The sequence below is a fragment of the Knoellia terrae genome, assembly GCF_048606435.1.
Classification (GTDB): Bacteria; Actinomycetota; Actinomycetes; order Actinomycetales; family Dermatophilaceae; genus Knoellia; species Knoellia terrae.
Genome location: NZ_JBMBWH010000012.1, coordinates 29,998 through 48,164, shown reverse-complemented (window position 1 = coordinate 48,164; position 18,167 = coordinate 29,998). Strand labels below are relative to the sequence as shown.

General features: G+C 73.7%; 15 protein-coding genes and 1 riboswitch. Of the genes, 9 read left to right on the top strand and 6 right to left on the bottom strand.

From position 1 onward, the window contains the following. Window positions 1-25: 25 nt before the first annotated feature. Both ACOJV9_RS15120 and ACOJV9_RS15115 read right to left on the bottom strand, forming a co-directional pair. Complete coding sequence (locus ACOJV9_RS15120) at window positions 26-568, bottom strand: hypothetical protein (protein ID WP_420186051.1); 543 nt, start codon at window positions 566-568, stop codon at window positions 26-28. Next, window positions 565-1,572 (bottom strand): hypothetical protein, encoded by a 1,008-nt coding sequence (locus ACOJV9_RS15115; RefSeq protein ID WP_420186050.1) that lies wholly within the window; start codon window positions 1,570-1,572, stop codon window positions 565-567. Before ACOJV9_RS15115 ends, ACOJV9_RS15120 begins: the two co-directional genes overlap by 4 nt. Before the next feature lie 151 nt (window positions 1,573-1,723). Between ACOJV9_RS15115 and hutH the strand changes: the two genes are divergently transcribed. Further along, window positions 1,724-3,289: a histidine ammonia-lyase gene (hutH, locus tag ACOJV9_RS15110; protein WP_420186049.1), complete on the top strand. Its 1,566-nt coding sequence runs from the start codon at window positions 1,724-1,726 to the stop codon at window positions 3,287-3,289. 75 nt (window positions 3,290-3,364) lie between these two features. Next, complete coding sequence (gene hutU / locus ACOJV9_RS15105) at window positions 3,365-5,023, top strand: urocanate hydratase (protein WP_420186048.1); 1,659 nt, start codon at window positions 3,365-3,367, stop codon at window positions 5,021-5,023. Between the two features lie 11 nt (window positions 5,024-5,034). Here hutU and ACOJV9_RS15100 read toward each other — a convergent pair whose 3' ends face one another. Beyond that, window positions 5,035-5,682 (bottom strand): hypothetical protein, encoded by a 648-nt coding sequence (locus ACOJV9_RS15100; RefSeq protein ID WP_420186047.1) that lies wholly within the window; start codon window positions 5,680-5,682, stop codon window positions 5,035-5,037. Window positions 5,683-5,844: 162 nt separating this feature from the next. On the opposite strand from ACOJV9_RS15100, the gene ACOJV9_RS15095 reads away from it, so the two are divergent. Further along, complete coding sequence (locus ACOJV9_RS15095; RefSeq protein ID WP_420186046.1) at window positions 5,845-7,884, top strand: elongation factor G; 2,040 nt, start codon at window positions 5,845-5,847, stop codon at window positions 7,882-7,884. A gap of 12 nt (window positions 7,885-7,896) precedes the next feature. Here the strand turns inward: ACOJV9_RS15095 and ACOJV9_RS15090 are convergent, their stop codons facing one another. Continuing rightward, window positions 7,897-8,412 (bottom strand): aminoacyl-tRNA deacylase, encoded by a 516-nt coding sequence (locus ACOJV9_RS15090; RefSeq protein ID WP_420186045.1) that lies wholly within the window; start codon window positions 8,410-8,412, stop codon window positions 7,897-7,899. Between the two features lie 107 nt (window positions 8,413-8,519). Here ACOJV9_RS15090 and ACOJV9_RS15085 point away from each other — a divergent pair, with 107 nt between their 5' ends. The 3 genes from ACOJV9_RS15085 to hutI are packed head-to-tail and all read left to right on the top strand — an operon-like array spanning window position 8,520 to window position 12,261. Then, window positions 8,520-9,770 (top strand): allantoate amidohydrolase, encoded by a 1,251-nt coding sequence (locus ACOJV9_RS15085; protein WP_420186044.1) that lies wholly within the window; start codon window positions 8,520-8,522, stop codon window positions 9,768-9,770. After that, on the top strand, window positions 9,767-11,089 hold the full coding sequence (locus tag ACOJV9_RS15080) for a formimidoylglutamate deiminase (protein WP_420186043.1): 1,323 nt from the start codon (window positions 9,767-9,769) through the stop codon (window positions 11,087-11,089). The genes ACOJV9_RS15085 and ACOJV9_RS15080 overlap by 4 nt, the downstream gene beginning before the upstream one ends. Next, the gene (gene hutI, locus ACOJV9_RS15075; RefSeq protein ID WP_420186042.1) at window positions 11,086-12,261 is read left to right on the top strand and encodes an imidazolonepropionase; all 1,176 of its coding nucleotides are present in this window, start codon (window positions 11,086-11,088) and stop codon (window positions 12,259-12,261) included. The genes ACOJV9_RS15080 and hutI overlap by 4 nt, the downstream gene beginning before the upstream one ends. A gap of 3 nt (window positions 12,262-12,264) precedes the next feature. Here hutI and ACOJV9_RS15070 read toward each other — a convergent pair whose 3' ends face one another. Next, a complete protein-coding gene (locus ACOJV9_RS15070) occupies window positions 12,265-12,543 on the bottom strand; it encodes a DUF4235 domain-containing protein (RefSeq protein WP_420186041.1) in 279 nt (92 codons plus the stop codon). Between the two features lie 94 nt (window positions 12,544-12,637). Next, window positions 12,638-12,740, top strand: a riboswitch (TPP riboswitch). Window positions 12,741-12,824: 84 nt separating this feature from the next. Here ACOJV9_RS15070 and ACOJV9_RS15065 point away from each other — a divergent pair. The 3 genes from ACOJV9_RS15065 to ACOJV9_RS15055 are packed head-to-tail and all read left to right on the top strand — an operon-like array spanning window position 12,825 to window position 17,060. Beyond that, on the top strand, window positions 12,825-13,502 hold the full coding sequence (locus ACOJV9_RS15065; RefSeq protein WP_420186040.1) for an ECF transporter S component: 678 nt from the start codon (window positions 12,825-12,827) through the stop codon (window positions 13,500-13,502). Window positions 13,503-13,536: 34 nt separating this feature from the next. Beyond that, window positions 13,537-15,783 (top strand): ATP-binding cassette domain-containing protein, encoded by a 2,247-nt coding sequence (locus ACOJV9_RS15060; RefSeq protein WP_420186039.1) that lies wholly within the window; start codon window positions 13,537-13,539, stop codon window positions 15,781-15,783. A gap of 44 nt (window positions 15,784-15,827) precedes the next feature. Next, window positions 15,828-17,060 carry an MFS transporter gene (locus ACOJV9_RS15055; protein WP_420186038.1) on the top strand — a complete coding sequence of 411 codons (1,233 nt, stop codon included), beginning with the start codon at window positions 15,828-15,830 and terminating at the stop codon, window positions 17,058-17,060. 18 nt (window positions 17,061-17,078) lie between these two features. Here ACOJV9_RS15055 and ACOJV9_RS15050 read toward each other — a convergent pair whose 3' ends face one another. Further along, window positions 17,079-18,062: a L,D-transpeptidase family protein gene (locus ACOJV9_RS15050; RefSeq protein ID WP_420186037.1), complete on the bottom strand. Its 984-nt coding sequence runs from the start codon at window positions 18,060-18,062 to the stop codon at window positions 17,079-17,081. Between the last annotated feature and the right edge of the window lie 105 nt (window positions 18,063-18,167).

Sequence of the window (18,167 nt, the reverse complement as noted above, 5' to 3'; positions counted from 1 at the left end):
GCCTCGATGCCGAAACGCGGGCGGATCAGGGTCCCCGGGTCTCCTCGACCATGGCGTCGACGATGCCGTGACGGCGGACCTCGACCGTCCGGTCCGAGTCGAGTGGCCCGCTGCGGTGCCGGCCGAAGTGGCCGGGCAGGGGAGCACCCAACGCCGTCATCAGCGCACGCTCGGCCCGGTCGGGGGTCGTCGCCTCCCGCAGGGCCCGCGCGACCGGACCGCGATCGAGGCCCAGGGCGGCGCCGAACACCTCGGCCAGGGCGTCCGCCTCCTCCCTCGGCAGGGTGTTCACCTCGCCCGACGACCACCCGACCCGAGCCAGCCGGTGCCCGCCGTGCCACAGCTGCACGCCGGTCCTCAGCTCGCCGACGACGAGCAGCAGGGCCGGCCCGAAGGCGCTCACCTCCTCCGCCACGCGCTCGAGGGCCGCCTGGTTCGGCTCCCCGACGTCGGCGACCGTCCAGCCGGCCACGTCGCTGTCGACGAGCCGCACCCGGGTGCGCGCCCAGATGACGGGCCGCCGCAGCTCCGCGACGGTGGCCCGGACGAGCAGGACCATCGAGGTCACGAGGTGCCGGCCGCCAGGGTGACGACGTGCCGGCGGTGGCTGAGGAACTCCTCCCGCGCGTCACCCCAGTAGCCCCAGGGGTAGGACGTCGCGTACGGGCCGAGAAGCCGCATCTGCTCGTAGGCCTCACGGTGCCGCTCGAGGTGGAAGAGGACGCGGGCGAGCACGTTGCGCGTCTGGGCGGTGAGGTGGTGGCCCGCGTCCGGGGCGGAGTCGACGAAGCCCTGGGCCCGCGCGATCGCCTCCTCGACCCGCGCGGGGTCGCTCGCCAGGGCGGACGGGTCGACGGCCAGGTGCTCGAGGACCGCGTCGAGGAGCAGGGACTGGACCCGTGCGTGACGGGGAGCCGCCTCCACGCTGGCCCGGGCGAAGTCGTACATCTCCTCGTGCGACCCGAACCACTTGTCGCAGAGGTACTGCATCGCCTCGTACCTCGCGCCGTAGTGGTGCGGGTCGGTCGCCTTCAGGGCGTCGAGGTAGCCGTCGAACGTCGCCCGGTCGGTCTCCGTGCCGCGGGCGTGGCGCAGCGCGAGGGCCCACGGGACCGGGTCGCCGGGGGAGCCGTCGATGGCCTGCTGGATGCGTTCGGTGGCCTGCGCCAGGGTCTCGTGGAAGGCGCGGAGCTGCTCGGGGCCGACCTGGCTGGCGTCGTCGCGGGAGCGCTGCTCCCAGGCCTGCTCGACGAGCCGCCGGGCGTCGACGACGGCGAGGTCGGGGTCGTCGGGCTGGGCCTGCCGCCACGCGTCCAGCCACTGCGGTGCGGCGAGGGCCCGTCGGCCGAGACCGGCCACGACGACGTCCCGGTCCTCCCACGCCCTCTGCTCACGCTGCTGTCGCAACAGCTCTGCTGCGGGCTCGTACCGCCCGTCGAGAGCCGCATCGATCGCGGGCCTCGCTCCATCAGGCGGGGCGTCGACCACCACCGCGTCGTCCGGCACCAGCGCGCCGGCGAGGTCGTCGCCATGCTCGAGGTAGGCCTTGGCCAGCTTCAGCTTCTTCAACATCGCGTCCTCCGGTGGTCACCTGCCCTGCAGGCTAGACCCGACGAGCCGGGGGCAACGGTCTCGCGACCAGCCCTTCCTTCCGTCTCGCATCCGAGACGGTATGCCGGGCGCGCGACTGTTGCGGACGGCATACCGGCGCTTTGCTTGAGCCATGACGGATCTCCAGACCCAGCACCGCCCCGTCGTCGTCGGAGGCGACCCGCTGCGGATCACCGACGTCGTCGAGGTCGCCCGCAACGGTGCCCGGGTCCAGATCGGCCCGACCGCCCTCGACGCGGTCCGGGCGACCCGCTCGACGATCGAGGCGCTCGCGAACGACACCGTCGCCCACTACGGGGTCTCCACCGGGTTCGGCGCCCTCGCCACCCGGCACATCCCGGTCGACCTGCGCGCCCAGCTGCAGCGCTCACTCATCCGCTCCCACGCAGCCGGTGCGGGGCCGGAGGTCGAGCGAGAGGTCGTGCGGGCGCTCATGCTCCTGCGGATCGCGACGCTGGCGACCGGGCGGACGGGCGTGCGCGACACGACCATCGAGGCCTACGTCGCGATGCTCAGCGCCGGGATCACGCCCGTCGTGCACGAGTACGGCTCGCTCGGGTGCTCCGGTGACCTCGCGCCGCTGTCGCACTGCGCGCTCGCGCTCATGGGGGAGGGGCCGGTCCGCGACGCCGACGGCACCCTGATGGACGCCGGTGAGGCACTGGCTGCTGCGGGTATCGCCCCCGTCGAGCTCGCCGAGAAGGAGGGACTGGCCCTCATCAACGGCACCGACGGCATGCTCGGCATGCTCTGCCTCGCGCTCGCCGACCTGCGTCGGCTGGTCACCACGGCCGACGTGGTGGCGGCGATGAGCGTCGAGGGGCTGCTCGGCACCGACGACGTCTTCGCGGCAGACCTCCAGGCCCTGCGGCCCCAGCCCGGGCAGGCCCGCTCGGCGGAGAACATGCGGAAGGTGTTGTCGGACAGCGCGATCCGGAACTCGCACCGCGACCCTCAGGCGTGCACCCGGGTGCAGGACGCCTACTCGCTGCGGTGCGCGCCCCAGGTCGCCGGCGGTGTGCGCGACACGGTCGACCACGCCACACGGGTCGCCGAGTGGGAGCTCGCGTCGGCGATCGACAACCCGGTCGTCACGGTGGACGGGCGGGTCGAGTCCAACGGCAACTTCCACGGGGCGCCGGTCGCCTACGTCCTCGACTTCCTCGCCATCGTCGCGGCCGACCTCGCCTCCATGTCGGAGCGTCGCACCGACCGCTTCCTCGACAAGGCGCGCAACCACGGGCTGCCGCCCTTCCTCGCGGACGACCCCGGCGTCGACTCGGGTCTGATGATCGCGCAGTACACCCAGGCGGCGATGGTCTCGGAGATGAAGCGGCTGGCCGTCCCGGCCAGCGTCGACTCGATCCCGAGCAGCGCGATGCAGGAGGACCACGTGTCCATGGGCTGGTCGGCGGCCCGCAAGCTCCGCCGCTCGGTCGACGCCCTCTCCCGCGTCGTCGCCATCGAGCTCGTCACCGCTGCCCGTGGCATCCGGCTCCGGGACCCGCTCGAGCCGTCACCGGCGTCCGCCGCCGTCATCGACGCGCTCTCCGAGACCGTGCGGGTCGAGCCGGGTCCGGACCGGTTCCTCGCGCCCGACCTCGACGCGGCGCACGGGGCGGTGGTGGCCGGGACGGTCGTCGCCGCCGCCGAGTCCGTCACCGGCCCACTCCACTAGCAACCCCAGCCCTGTGTGCCTCAGCGCGAGCCAGAGGTCGCGCTCAGGCACACGAGGCGAGAAAGGAACGACGACATGGACGGAGCCCGTCCGGTCCGCGCCCCGCGCGGCACCCAGCTCACCCACGCCACCCACTGGGGCGCCGAGGCGCCGCTGCGGATGCTCATGAACAACCTCGACCCCGAGGTCGCCGAGCGGCCCGACGACCTCGTCGTCTACGGGGGCACCGGTCGAGCGGCCCGTGACTGGCGCAGCTTCGACGCGATGGTGCGCACCCTGAGCACGCTCAAGCCGGACGAGACGATGCTCGTGCAGTCGGGCCGGCCGGTGGGTGTCATGCAGACGCACGAGTGGGCGCCGCGCGTCCTCATCGCCAACTCCAACCTCGTCGGCGACTGGGCGACCTGGCCCGAGTTCCGCCGGCTCGAGCAGCTCGGCCTGACGATGTACGGGCAGATGACCGCGGGCTCGTGGATCTACATCGGCACCCAGGGGATCGTGCAGGGCACCTACGAGACCTTCGCCGCGGTCGCCGAGAAGCGCTTCGGTGGGTCCCTGGCCGGGACGCTGACGCTGACCGGAGGATGCGGTGGCATGGGCGGCGCACAGCCGCTGGCCGTGACGATGAACGGGGGCGCCTGCCTCATCGTCGACGTCGACGAGTCACGCCTGCGCCGGCGGGTCGAGCACCGCTACCTCGACGAGGTGGCGGGCTCGCTCGACGAGGGGGTGGACCTCGCGCTGCGCGCCAAGGACGAGCGGCGCGGCTGGTCGGTCGGCGTCGTCGGCAACGCCGCTGAAGTTTTCCCGGAGCTGCTGCGCCGCGGCGTCCCGATCGACATCGTCACCGACCAGACGTCGGCCCACGACCCGCTGTCGTACCTCCCGACGGGCGTCGCCCTCGAGGACTGGACCGAGTACGCGGCGAAGAAGCCCGAGGAGTTCACCGACCGCGCGCGGGAGTCCATGGCGCAGCAGGTGCGCGCCATGGTGGAGTTCCAGGACGCCGGCGCGGAGGTCTTCGACTACGGCAACTCGATCCGCGACGAGGCGCGGCAGGGAGGCTACGACCGGGCGTTCGAGTTCCCGGGGTTCGTGCCGGCCTACATCCGCCCGCTGTTCTGCGAGGGCAAGGGTCCGTTCCGCTGGGCGGCGCTCTCGGGCGACCCCAAGGACATCGCGGCGACCGACCGCGCCGTCCTCGACCTCTTCCCCGACAACGAGCGGCTGCACACCTGGATCAAGGGCGCACAGGAGCGGATCGCCTTCCAGGGGCTGCCGGCCCGCATCTGCTGGCTCGGTCAGGGCGAGCGCGACAAGGCGGGACTGGCGATCAACGAGCTCGTCCGCACCGGCGAGGTGAGCGCCCCCATCGTCATCGGCCGCGACCACCTCGACACCGGCTCCGTGGCCTCGCCCTACCGCGAGACCGAGGCGATGGCGGACGGGTCCGACGCGATCGCCGACTGGCCGCTGCTGAACGCGCTGGTCAACACGAGCTCAGGCGCGAGCTGGGTCTCGATCCACCACGGTGGCGGGGTCGGCATGGGCCGGTCGCTGCACGCCGGGCAGGTCTCCCTCGCCGACGGCACCGAGCTCGCGGCGCAGAAGCTGGCGCGGGTCCTCAGCAACGACCCGGCGATGGGCGTCATCCGCCACGTCGACGCCGGGTACGACGTCGCCGACCGGACCGCAGCCGAGCAGGGGGTGCGCATCCCCATGCGCGAGGGCTGACCCGGTCGTCCTCAGCCCGCTGCCGTGGGCCACTGCCTCCACTGCGCCGGCAGGGCACCTGCACGCACGTCCTCCTCCGCGGACGGTGGCACCTCGCGCTCCTGCCACGTGAGGCCCCAGTCCGTGCTGATGTGCAGCGTCGCGGTGAACCCTCCGCCCACCAGCGCCCGCACGCCGTAGACCGAGATCGCACCGTCGAGGCTGTTGGCGACGACGCCGATCTCGGGCTGTCCCGGCGGGCTGATCCGGTAGCGGTGCTTCTGGCCCGTGGGCCCGAACCAGACCGCGTCCAGCCGGACCGCACCGCAGTCGGCGACCTCGGCCACGCCCCAGAGGCCGCGGCTCCCGGCGACCCCCCAGCGGGTCGACTCCACGACCCCGGATGCCCCCACCTGTCCGGTCGAGTACCGCGCCAGCCCGGCGGGCCGAGGTGCCGACGGGCCGGCCCCGGCCGCGCAGGCCGGGTCGGCATCAGTCGCGACGGCGGGGCCCTGCGCCGGCGCGGCCACGCTCGGCCGGCCAGTCGGGTGCCGCTGGCTGCCGTCGGACGCGGGCGTGGGCCAGGCGAGCGCGATGGCGATCGCCGCGACGGCACCCCAGCTCACCCGCCGCGTGGTCCGTGGGTCCGAGCCGTCCAGCCAGCCGGCGACCCTGTCCACGACCGGTCTCGGGTTCCCTCTCATCGCTGCTCCGTCGCTGCGGTCGTGCGGATGGTGCGGTTTCGCCCTTCCGACGGTACGCCTCGTCGGCGTCGGGCAGGCTGCTCGGACCACGGCCATCGTGCCTTGTCAGGTGGCGCCGGACGGGAGCAGGGTGAGGGCATGAGCCGCACCTCGAGCGCTGACGACGCCCCCGTCCCCGCCTCTGCCCGCCAGCTCCGCAACGTCGTGCTCGTGGGCCCACCGGGCGCCGGCAAGAGCACGCTCTTCGACCACCTCGTCGCCGCGCGGGTCGAGGGCCGGCGACCGAGGGAGGCCGATCGGACCTCCTCGACGGGCCTGGTGGCGGCCAGCTTCGCCAGTGGCGAGGTGGTGGTCAACCTCCTCGACACGCCGGGCAACCCCGACTTCGTGGGCGAGGTGCGAGCAGGGCTGAGGGCGGCGGATGCCGCCCTCTTCGTCGTCTCGGGTGCGGACGGTGTGGACGAGTCCACCCGCATGCTCTGGCGCGAGTGCGATGCGGTCGGTATGCCGCGCGCCGTCGCGGTGACCCGGCTCGAGCAGGCGCGGGGAGACTTCGACGAGACGGTGGCCACCCTGCGCCGGAGGTTCGGTGACGCCCAGCCACTCGCGCGGCCGGTCCAGCCGGACGGGCCGGGCAGCACCGTCACCGGTCTCGTCGACCTGCTGGGCGAGCGGCACGCCGACCTCGTCGAGGCGATCATCGAGGAGTCGGACGACGACACCCTCCTCGAGCGCTACCTCGAGGGGGAGGAGGTCGACCTCGAGAGCCTGCGTGCCGACCTGCACGCCGCTGTCGCCACGGGGCGCTTCTTCCCGGTGCTTCCCACCCACGCGACGAGCGGGGTCGGCATCGAGGAGCTCCTCGACCTCGTCGAGCAGGGACTGCCCTCACCCGTGGACGTCGAGCCGCCTCGCGTGTTCCGGACCAACGGAGGTGACTTCGGGGCCGTCCCCTGCGACCCTGACGGGCCCCTCGTGGCCGAGGTCGTGCGGACGGCGAGCGACCCCTTCGTCGGGCGGCAGTCGCTCGTGCGCATCTTTTCGGGCACCCTGCGACCGGACGACCCGGTGCACGTGTCCGGTCACCTCCAGCAGTTCGCCGGGGAGCGACTGGGCGGCCACGACGACCACGACACCGACCTCGACCGGGTCGGTGCGCTGGCCGCCCCGCTCGGCGACGACTCCCGGCCCAAGCCGCAGGCCATCGCCGGAGACCTCGTCCTCGTGGCCCGGCTCGCCGCTGCGGAGACGACCGACACCCTCTCCTCGCCCGGCAGGCCCGCGCTCGTGGAGCCCTGGCTGCTGCCTGAACCCCTCCTGCCCGTGGCGATCCACGCACGCAGCAAGGGTGACGAGGACAAGCTGGCCACGGTCCTGCAGTCGCTCGTCTCCGAGGACGTGACGATGCGCCTCGACCTCAACCCCGAGACCCACCAGGTCGTCCTCTGGACCATGGGTCCGGCCCACGTCGTCCTGCTCACCCGCGCGCTCGAGGAGCGGCACCACCTGCCGGTGGAGGCCGAGCCCCTGCGGACCGCGCTGCGCGAGACCTTCGTCGGGCCGTGCGAGGCCGAGGGCCGCCAGGTGAAGCAGTCCGGCGGCCACGGGCAGTACGCCGTGTGCCGCCTGCGCATCGAGCCGTTGCCCCGAGGTGCCGGAATCGAGTTCGTCGACAAGGTGGTGGGCGGCGCCGTCCCCCGCCAGTACATCGCCTCCGTCGAGAAGGGCGTGCGTGCCCAGCTCGAGAAGGGTGTGCTCGCCGGCTACCCCGCCGTCGACGTCCGGGTCACGCTGGTCGACGGCAAGTCGCACTCCGTCGACTCCTCCGACATGGCCTTCCAGACCGCGGCCGGGCTGGCGCTGCGACAGGCGGCCAACGAGAACACCGTCGCCATGCTGGAGCCGATCGACGCCGTGGACATCGACGTCGCCGACGAGTCCGTGGGCTCGACGCTCGCCGACCTGCGCGGCCGCCGCGGGCAGGTGCACGGCACCGAGCCGGCGGCCCACGAGGGGCGCACGGTCATCCACGCCGAGATCCCCGCCCTCGAGCTGTCCCACTACCCGATCGACCTGAGGTCGGTCTCGCACGGCACGGGCACGTTCACGCGGCGGTTCGCCCGCTACGACTACCTGCCGGCGAACCTCGTCAAGGACGTCCTCGCCGCCAGCGCCTGACGCCCGACCGCCTCAGGCCCCGTCGGTCTCGGCGGGGTCGGTGACGTCCACGACGTCCGCGTCGAGGACCCGCACGACGTCGTCCGCGGCCAGCGTCACGGAGGTCCCGTGCGCCCCGGCGCCCATCGAGATCGTGCGCCCGGGCACCGTGGCGTCGGCGATGACGGGCCAGGCCGTGCTCGACCCGAAGGGCGTGATGGTCCCGCGTTCGTAGCCGGTCGCCTCCTGGGCCTTGTCGGCCGGTGGCATCGAGAGTCGGTTGACCCCGAGGTGGGTGCGCAGCTTGGGCCACGAGATCTCCCGGTCGCCGGGCACGAGCACGAAGACGTAGTCCCCGGAGCCCCGTCGCACGACGAGCGTCTTGACGATGTCACGCGGCTCGATGCCCCGCTGCGCGGCCGCCTCGACCAGCGACCGGGCCCGCTCGGTGGAGACGAGGATCCGGTGCTCGATCCCGCTCGCCTCCAGCGCCTCACGGGCCCGGCGGGCGCCCTCGGTCTCCGCCGCCTCACTCCTGGTGTCGGTCATGCCCCGACTCTAGGGCCGTCCCGTCCCTCGCCTGACGCCACCGAGGTCTCGGATGCCAGACACCGATGCGCCGCGGCGTCGCGCCGGCAGGCCCTCGGGGGTGTGGAATGGGGGCGGCAGGTCCGGTGACGAGGACGGAGGAGGCAGCGGTGACGTTCGACGCGATGTGGCGGGACCTCGGTGCGGTCGGCCGGGACGGGCGCACGGGGGGCTACCACCGCTTCGCCTGGACCCGCGAGGACCACACCCTGCGCGAGTGGTTCGTCGGCGAGGCGCAGCAGCGGGGCCTCGACGTCACCGTCGACCGCGTCGGCAACCAGTGGGCGTGGTGGGGCGACCCCGACGCCGCGGTCACCGCCGGGACGCCGGGTGTCGTCACCGGCTCGCACCTGGACTCGGTCCCCGACGGCGGCGCCTTCGACGGGCCCCTGGGCGTCGTCTCCGCGTTCGCCGCGCTGGACGCCCTGCGCGAGAAGGCCTTCGAGCCCGACCGTCCCATCGGGGTCGTCAACTTCGTCGACGAGGAGGGTGCCCGCTTCGGGGTGGCGTGTGCCGGCTCGCGCGTCCTCACCGGCGCGATGACCGCCGAGCGCGCGAGGTCCCTCACCGACGGTGCCGGGATCTCGATGGCGGAGGCGATCCGCACCGCCGGCCGGGACCCCGAGGACCTCGGCCCCGACGCCGCCACCGTGCGTCGCGTGGGCGCCTTCGTCGAGCTGCACGTCGAGCAGGGCCGACACCTCGTCGACGTCGACGCCCCCGTCGCCGTCGGCAGCGACATCTGGCCCCACGGCCGCTGGCGCATCCGCACGCTCGGTGAGGCCAACCACGCCGGCACGACCCGGCTCGAGGACCGCGACGACGCGATGCTCGGCTTCGCCGCGGCGGTCATCGCCGCCCGTCGCGCCGCACAGGCCCACGGCTGCGTCGCCACCGTGGGCAAGGTCGCCGTCACCCCCGGCGGCGTCAACGCCATCGCGAGCGAGGTGACCGGCTGGCTCGACGCCCGCGGCGTCGACCAGGCCGCCGTCCGGGCGCTCGTGGACGACGTCACCGAGGTGGTCGCCGACTTCGACGGCCTCGTCGTCGAGGACTCGTGGACCGGTCCCACCCCGTTCGACCCCGCGCTGGTGAGGCGTCTCGCGACCCGGCTGGGCGGCATACCCGTCATCGGGACCGGAGCGGGTCACGACGCAGGGATCCTCGCCAACGCCGGTGTCCCGACCGCCATGCTGTTCGTGCGCAACCCGACCGGCATCTCGCACTCGCCCGAGGAGTTCGCGACGTCCGAGGACTGCCATGCCGGGGTGGACGCGCTCGTCACCGTCCTCACCGACCTCGCCGGGGCGAGGACGTGACCAGTTACTGGTGCGAGCACGCCCAGCTGCCCGACAAGGTCCACCGTGGCGTGCGGGTCGCCGTGACCGACGGGCGCATCACCGAGGTGACCCCCGGCACCCAGCAGCGTGACGACGACGTCCGGCTGCGCGGACTCGTCCTCCCCGGCTTCGCGAACGCGCACAGCCACGCCTTCCACCGGATGCTGCGTGGACGCACGCACGGTGCCGGCGGCAACTTCTGGACGTGGCGCCAGCAGATGTATGCCGTCACGGCCCAGCTCGACCCGGACACCTCCTTCGCGCTCGCGAGAGGGGTGTTCACCGAGATGCTCGCTGCCGGCTACACCGTCGTCGGGGAGTTCCACTACCTGCACCACGGCCCCGGCGGGCAGCGCTACGCCAACCCCAACGCCATGGGCGAGGCGCTCACGGCGGCCGCCGAGGAGGCCGGCATCCGGCTGACGCTCCTCGACGCCTGCTACCTCTCCGGTGGGCTCTCCTCCAGCGGGCACCTGCCGCTCGACGAGGTCCAGACCCGCTTCTCGGACGGCTCGGTGCAGGCCTGGGCCGAGCGGGTCGAGGCGCTGCGCGACACCGACCTCCTGCGCATCGGGGCGGCGGCGCACTCGGTGCGGGCGCTCACGCGCGACCAGCTGGCCGAGCTGGCGACGGTCGTCGGGGACCGCCCCGTCCACGCCCACGTGAGCGAGCAGATCGGCGAGAACCTCACGACCGAGATGGTCTACGGCGCGAGCCCGGTCGAGCACCTCGCCGACACGGGGCTGCTCGGCCAGGGGTTCACCGCCGTGCACGCCACGCACCTGTCCGACATCGACCTCGAGCTCATGGGCCGCTCCGGTGCGAGTGCGTGCTTCTGCCCGACGACCGAGCGCGACCTCGCCGACGGCATCGGCCCCGGGTGCGAGCTCGCCGCCGAGGGCGTGTCGCTCAGTCTCGGCTCGGACCAGCAGGCCGTCATCGACCCGTTCGAGGAGATGCGCGGCATCGAGATGCACGAACGCCTCAAGAGCCACGAGCGCGGACGCTTCCCGACCGCCGAGCTGCTCGAGATGGGGACCACCGCCGGCTACGCGAGCCTGGGGTGGGACGGCGGCCGGATCGCGGTGGGGGCCCTCGGAGACCTCGTCGCCGTGCGGACCGACAGCCGGCGCACGAGCGGGGTGGCGCTCTCGCAGATCATCTTCGGCGCAACCGGTGCTGATGTCACCGACGTCGTCGTCGGCGGTCGCCGGGTCGTCTCCGGCGGCGTGCACGACCTCGGCCCGGTGGACGACGTCGTGGCGGAGTCGATCCTCGCCGTGCGGTCCTCCACGTGAGCGCGGCAGGGACCCGGTCCACCGCCTACACCGGCATCGGTGAGCTCGTCACGTGCGACGGGACGGGCCACGCCGGCCTCGGTCTGCGGGCCGGGGCCGCGCTCGTGGTGGAGGACGGCCGGGTCGCGTGGATCGGCGACTCGGCGTCCGTCCCGGACGCGGACGACCTCGTCGACCTCGGCGGTCGCGCGGTGCTCCCGGGCTTCGTCGACAGCCACAGCCACCTCGTCTTCGACGGCGACCGGGCCGGCGAGTTCGCGGCCCGGATGGCAGGGGAGCGCTACGACGGCGGCGGCATCGGGGTGTCGGTGGCGGCGACCCGAGAGGCCTCGGACGACCGGCTACGCGAGCTCGTCGGTCGCCGGGTGGCCGAGATGCGCGCCCAGGGGACGACGACGGTCGAGATCAAGAGCGGCTACGGCCTCACCGTGGCGGACGAGGCGAGAGCGTTACGCATCGCGGGCGAGCTCACGAGCGAGACGACCTTCCTCGGCGCCCACGTCGTGCCACCGGAGGCGCGGGGTGAGCGGGCGGCATACGTCGACCTCGTCACCGGTCCCATGCTGGAGGCCTGCGCGCCGCACGCGAGGTGGGCCGACGTCTTCTGCGAGCCGGCCTCCGAGCACGCCTTCACCGAGGACGAGTCACGAGCGGTCCTCACGGCTGCGGCCCGTGCCGGTCTGGGGCTGCGGGTTCACGGCAACCAGCTCGGGCCCGGACCGGGCGTGCAGCTCGCCGTCGAGCTCGAGGCGGCCAGCGTCGACCACTGCACCTTCCTCGGCGACGCCGACGTCGACGCGCTCGCGGCGGCCTCGGGCACCACCGTGGCCACGCTCCTGCCCGGGGTGGAGTTCTCGACCCGTTCGCCGTATCCGGACGGGCGCCGGCTGCTCGACGCCGGGGTGTCGGTGGCGCTGGCGACCGACTGCAACCCGGGCACGTGCTACTCCAGCTCCATGCCGTTCGTCATCGCCCTCGCGGTCCGCGAGATGGGGATGACCCCCGGCGAGGCGGTGTGGGCCGCCACGGCCGGGGGTGCCCAGGCGTTGCGGCGCAGCGACATCGGGCGGATCGAGGTGGGAGGTCCTGCGGACCTCGCGGTTCTCGATGCGCCGAGCCACCTGCACCTCGCCTACCGCGCCGGCGTCCCGATCGCGACGGCCCTGGGCTGAGGCTCACATGTCGCGGTCGATGATCTCCTGCGGCTTGTGACCGGCCGACTTCGCGTAGAACGTCGCCGCCTTGCGCGTCGCCATCGTGCGGGCGACGCCGGCCGCGAGACCGGTGAGCGCGGCATAAGCCAGCGCCTCCCAGATCGGCGAGTCCGGGTCCTTGGGGTCCAGGCTCGAGTCCCGGCCGGCCTTCTGCCAGATCTGGTCGGCCACCTTGGTCGCCGCGATCCCCGCGACGATCGCCGAGCCGGTCCCGAGGATCTTCCACACCATGCTGCCCATCGATCTCTCCAGTTCGCTCGTCGTGACGGACGAGCAGTGCTCGTCCCGGTCCACCTCGTTCCACCTTGCCACACGTGAGGAGTAGGGTGACTCTCGTCAACGACAGGGGAGCGCTCCGGCGCTGAGAGTGCGGGCAACCGCAGACCCTCACACCTGATCCGGTTCGCACCGGCGTAGGGAGTCGAGTTCTCAGGGAAACCGAGGAGCGCCGACAGCGCCCCCCGGAGCCCCTCCCCGAGGTATCCAACGGCCCAGCGCCGGAGACCACGGGAGAAGAAGTCATGGCAGCACAGACCGACGCGTCGGCCCCCGCCGACGCCACCACCGGGGCACCGGGCGCAGCTCGCACCCGAAGCATCCTCGCGACCCGCCCGCTCCTGGGCTGGCGGACCGTCGACATCCTCACGATCGCGTTCCTCGGCGCGGCGCTCGGCATCGCGTTCTGGGGCTGGGGCGTGTTCTACACCGGCCCACTGAGCGCCATCACCTTCGGGTTCGCCCCGCTGGGGGGTCTCTTCGCGGGCCCCTGGTTCCTTGCCGGTGTCGTCGGCGGGCTCGTCGTCCGGCGACCGGGCGCCGCGCTGTTCTGCGAGGTCGTCGCGGCCCTGGTCTCGATGGTCCCCGGCACGGAGTGGGGCGCGACCACCCTCGTGTCCGGCATCGTCCAGGGCCTCGGCACCGAGCTCGCGTTCGCCCTCCTCGGCTACCGCGCCTTCGGGATCGCCGCCGCGGTGCTCGCCGGCGCCCTGGCCGGTCCGTTCGCTGCGACCTACGAGTCGTTCACGTGGATCCAGGACTGGTCGCTCGCGTGGAAGCTCGCGTATGCCGGCGTGCTCGCGCTCTCGGGTGCGGTCGTCGCCGGAGCGGGTGGCTGGCTGCTCACTCGGGCCCTCGCGGCGGCGGGTGCGCTCAACGCCTTCCCACCCGGCCAGGAGCACCGCGAGACTCGCGCCGTCTGACGTGTCCGCCACCTCAGCGGACGCGGAGCCGTCCGTGGCCGCGACACCATCCCGGGACCCCGTCCGGGCGACGGGCGGCCACGTCGTCCTGGACGGGGTGACCTGGCGCCCGTTCGGCCGACGCGAGCCGGTGCTGCGCGAGGTCTCGCTCACCCTGCGCCCGGGTGAGCGCGTCCTCCTCGTCGGCCCGTCGGGCTCGGGCAAGTCGACCCTGCTGCGGGCGGTTGCCGGTCTGCTCGAGACCGCCGACGCGGGGGAGCTGAGCGGGACGGTCACCATCGACGGGCACGCGCCCGGCGCCCGCGCCGGTGAGGTCGGGCTGGTCCTGCAGGAGCCGGGTGCCGGGGTGGTGGCCGCCACGGTCGGACGCGACGTCGCCTTCGGGCTCGAGAACGTCGGGATGCCGCGCGGCGACATGCCGGCCTCCGTCACGACCTCGCTGGCCGCCGTGGGGCTGGTGACGCCGCACGACACCCCGACGTCGGCGTTGTCGGGCGGGGAGACCCAGCGCCTCGCGCTCGCCGGTGCCCTCGCACTGCACCCGAGCGTGCTCCTCCTCGACGAGCCCACGGCCATGCTCGACCCCGGCCACGCCGCCCAGGTGCGCGACAGCGTGGAAGGCACGCTGGCGGCACACCCGGTCACCGCCGTCGTCGTCGAGCACGTCCTCGGTCCGTGGGTCCACCTCGTCGAGCGGATGCTCGTCCTCGACGAGTCGGGTGCGCTCGTCGCCGACGGGTCCGTGCGCCACGTCCTGCGCGACGAGCGGCAGCGGCTGCTCGACATGGGCATCTGGGTGCCGGGAGCGCCGACGCCGACCCCGCGTGCGCCCGCGGCGCTCGGAGTCGGTGCGCCCCTGGACCGCGCGCAGGCGGTGTCGGCCACGCCCCTGACCATCGAGCGCACGGTCCGGCTCGTCGACGGGTCGGTGCGCACCCGCACCGCCGCGCGGCTCGACGTTCCACTGGCGCCCGAGCCGGGCAGCGCCACCGCCCTCGTCGGACCGAGCGGCTCGGGCAAGTCGACGGTGCTGCTGGGTCTTGCGGGGGCGCTGGAGCCGGCGACCGGTGCGGTGACCGCCGACGGCCGGCCGGTCAGCGACCTGTCGACGACCGAGGTGGCCGCGCGCCTGGGGTGGGTCCCGCAGTGGTCGAGCTCGACGATCGTCGGGCGCACCGTCCTCGACGAGGTGCTCGTCGCGAGCCGCGCCCTGGGTGAGGACTCGGTCGAGAGGGTCGCGCTCGCCCGCACCCTGCTCGCGGACCTCGGGCTCGGGCACCTCGAGGCCGCCGACCCGCGCGAGCTCTCCGGGGGCGAGCAGCGGCGGCTCGCCATCGCGTCGTCCGTGCTCCACCTGCCACCGCTGCTCCTCGCCGACGAGCCCACGGTCGGGCAGGACCGGCACACCTGGGCGGCCGTGGTCGGACTGCTCACCGCCTACCGCGAGGCCGGGGGAGCGGTGGTCGTGTCGACCCACGACGAGTCCCTCATCGGCCGGGCGCACACGGTGGTGGAGCTCTCGCCCCCGCCCACGGAGCCGGCGCCGGAGCAGCCGCGTCGCGTGCTCGCCGCACACGCCGGCCCGCTGGCCCTCCTGCTCGGCGCGCTCGTCGCCATCCCGGCGGGCGTCGTCCCCGGCCACTGGCGCACCTCGCTCGTCGTCATCGCCGTGCAGGCGGTGCTGGCGACGGTGGCCCTGTGGGCCGGTCCCGGATCCGGGCCGCGCCCGGGGGGGAGGGCCAGACGCGTCGTGCTGCGGATGCTGCCCGGCGTGCTCGGCGCGCTCTCGGTCGGGTGGTCGACGTGGCTGCTCGGCGGGCACGACACGACGACGGCCACCACGGCAGCCATGCGGGTGCTCATCATCGTGCTCCCGTCTGCGGTCCTGCTGCCGCTCGTCGACCCGGACCGTCTCGGTGACCACCTCGCCCAACGGCTGCGTCTGCCGGCGCGTCCCGTCGTCGCGCTCGCCGCGGCTCTCCAGCGGGTGCACACCTTCGGTGAGGTCTGGTCCGAGATCACGGTGGCCCGGCGGGTGCGCGGCCTCGGCCTCGACACGAGGCGGCCGGTGGCCCTGGTCCGCGCCCTCGCCACCATGACGTTCGGGCTGCTCGTCCGCACCCTGCGAATGGCGGCAGACCTCGCCGTGGCTATGGACGCCCGGGGGTTCGCGTCGGCGTCGCGGCGGACCTGGTTCGCGGCCGCGCCGTGGCGCCTCGCAGACACCCTCGTCGTCCTCGGGGGACTCGTGCCGATCGCCGTCGCCGTGGCCCTCGGCTGAGCGCTGGGGGAATGTCGGGGGCCGACGGCATACTTGTCTGTCTCATGGCCTCCACCACCTCCACGCGAGTCGAGCGCGTCCGCATCCCTCGCGAGATCTGGGTCCTGGTGGCCTCGGCGTTCGTCATCGCCCTCGGCTTCGGGCTCATCACGCCCGTGCTTCCGCAGTTCGCGCAGAGCTTCGGCGTCGGGGCGACGGCGAGCGCCATCGTCGTCAGCGTCTTCGCCTTCTTCCGTCTCGTCTTCGCGCCCGCGGGCGGCAGCCTCATCGTCCGGCTCGGCGAGCGCCCCATCTACCTCGCGGGGCTGCTCATCGTCGCGGCGTCCACCGCGGCGACGGCCTTCGCCCAGAGCTACTGGCAGCTGCTCGTCTTCCGCGGCCTCGGTGGTGTCGGCTCGGTGATGTTCACGATCTCGGCGACCGCGCTCATCGTCCGGCTGGCGCCCCCCGAGATCCGTGGCCGGGTGTCCTCGGCCTACGGCTCCGCCTTCCTCATCGGCGGCATCGGCGGCCCAGCCGTCGGTGGTGCGCTCGGCGGACTCGGTCTGCGCGTGCCCTTCCTCGCGTATGCCGCGGCGCTCGTCGTCGCCGCTGCTCTCGTCGCGGTCTTCATCAGCGGCAGCGCGTTGCGGCCGCCGGCCGACGCACCCGTGCTCCCGGTCATGACCGCGCGGGAGGGGCTCCAGGACAGCGCCTACCGGGCCGGCCTGGTGTCCGCGTTCGCCAACGGGTGGGCCAACTTCGGGGTGCGCAACGCGATCATCCCGCTCTTCGTCGCGGCCAACATCGGCAAGGAGCCGTGGTTGGCAGGCGCCGTCCTCGCGATCTACGCCGGGGGCAACGCGGTCGGCATGAACGTCGCCGGACGGCTCAGCGACCGGGTGGGGCGGCGACCGTTCATCATCGGCGGGCTCGCCGTCGCCGGCGTCGCGACGATCGCCACCGGCCTCGCGACGACCTTCCCGGTGCTCGTCGCCTTCTCCATCATCGCTGGCCTCGGGTCCGGCGCGCTCAACCCCGCGCAGCAGGCGAGCATGGCCGACGTCATCGGCCGTGACCGCAACGGCGGCCCGGCCCTGGCGGCGTTCCAGATGTCGGCCGACGCCGGCGCCATCATCGGTCCGATCCTCGCCGGCGCCCTCGTGGACTCGGGCAGCTACGCGCTGGCCTTCGGGGTGACGGGGCTGCTCAGCCTGGCAGCGACGATCCCTTGGTCGCGGGCGCGCGAGACCCTCCCCCGCGAGGCGAGCACGGTCGAGGCGCCCGCGCACCGCTGACACGGCGCGGGGGTTGCCTCAACGGACGAGGACCGTCGACCCCACCGGCATGTGGTCCTGCGCCCAGATCATGTTCATCGCCGCGTTGCTCACGCGAGCGCACCCGTGCGACGCGGGATAGGGCGGGATCGACGGGGAGCCGTGCACGGCATACCCGCCGTTGAAGTAGCGGGGTCGCCACATCTCGCCGAGGAACCCCTCGTCCCGGCCGTCGACGGTGTAACCGACCCGGAAGGTGCCCCGGGGAGTGCGGGCCACGACGGTGTCGCCGTCCTTCTGCACGTACTCGTAGCCGCCGCCGGTGCTCGTGTTGAGGGTGTACCGGACCTCGCCACCGCGCACGACCATGAGGATCTGCCGGTCCACATCGACGTCTACACCGTCGCCGGCGAGCCGGGTCCGGGGACGCACGCCGTCGTCGAGCGCGCGCTGGGTCCGCGGTCCGACCGTGCCGTCGCGGGAGATGCCTGCCGACTTCTGCAGCGCCCACACGGCCTGCTGGGTGAGCGAGCCGAAGTGGCCGTCGGGCTCGCCCATCCAGTAGCCGAGGGTCGACAGGCGCTTCTGCACTGCGAGGACCTCGGGCCCGCGGTCGCCGGGGCGGAGGTCCTCGTGGACGAGCGGTGCACTGCGCGTCGGCTTCGGGCTGGAGGTGACCGAGGGCTTCGGCTTCGGCCTGGAGGTGGGCGTGGGCTTGGTCCTGGGGGTCGGCGTCGTCCGCGCGCGGGGGGTCGATGGCGTCGGCAGGGGTGGATGCGTCGGTGTGGTCGCGGGAGTGGGTCGCACGGGCGCCGGCGCGATGGTGGGGTTGCTGGTGGTGCTGGCGTCCGGGCTCGGGAGCGCCGTCGGGACGGAGCGTGAGCTCTGCGGTCCGCTGCCGCCGAGCCCTGCTGCCGTCGCGCCGTCAGGGGTCCAGCTGACGCCGGCGCAGGCCGTGAGGACGCCGGTGAGGACCGCCGCGACGGCCGCCGTCACGCATCGTCGCCGGGTGCTGGCTGCCATGTCGTTGCTCCCGTTCTCTGGTTTGCCCGACATCGTCCACCCGTGCGGCTCCGAGCCTCGGAAGGCGCGGCACGGGTGGCCGATTCGTGACCAGGTCACCGGCGG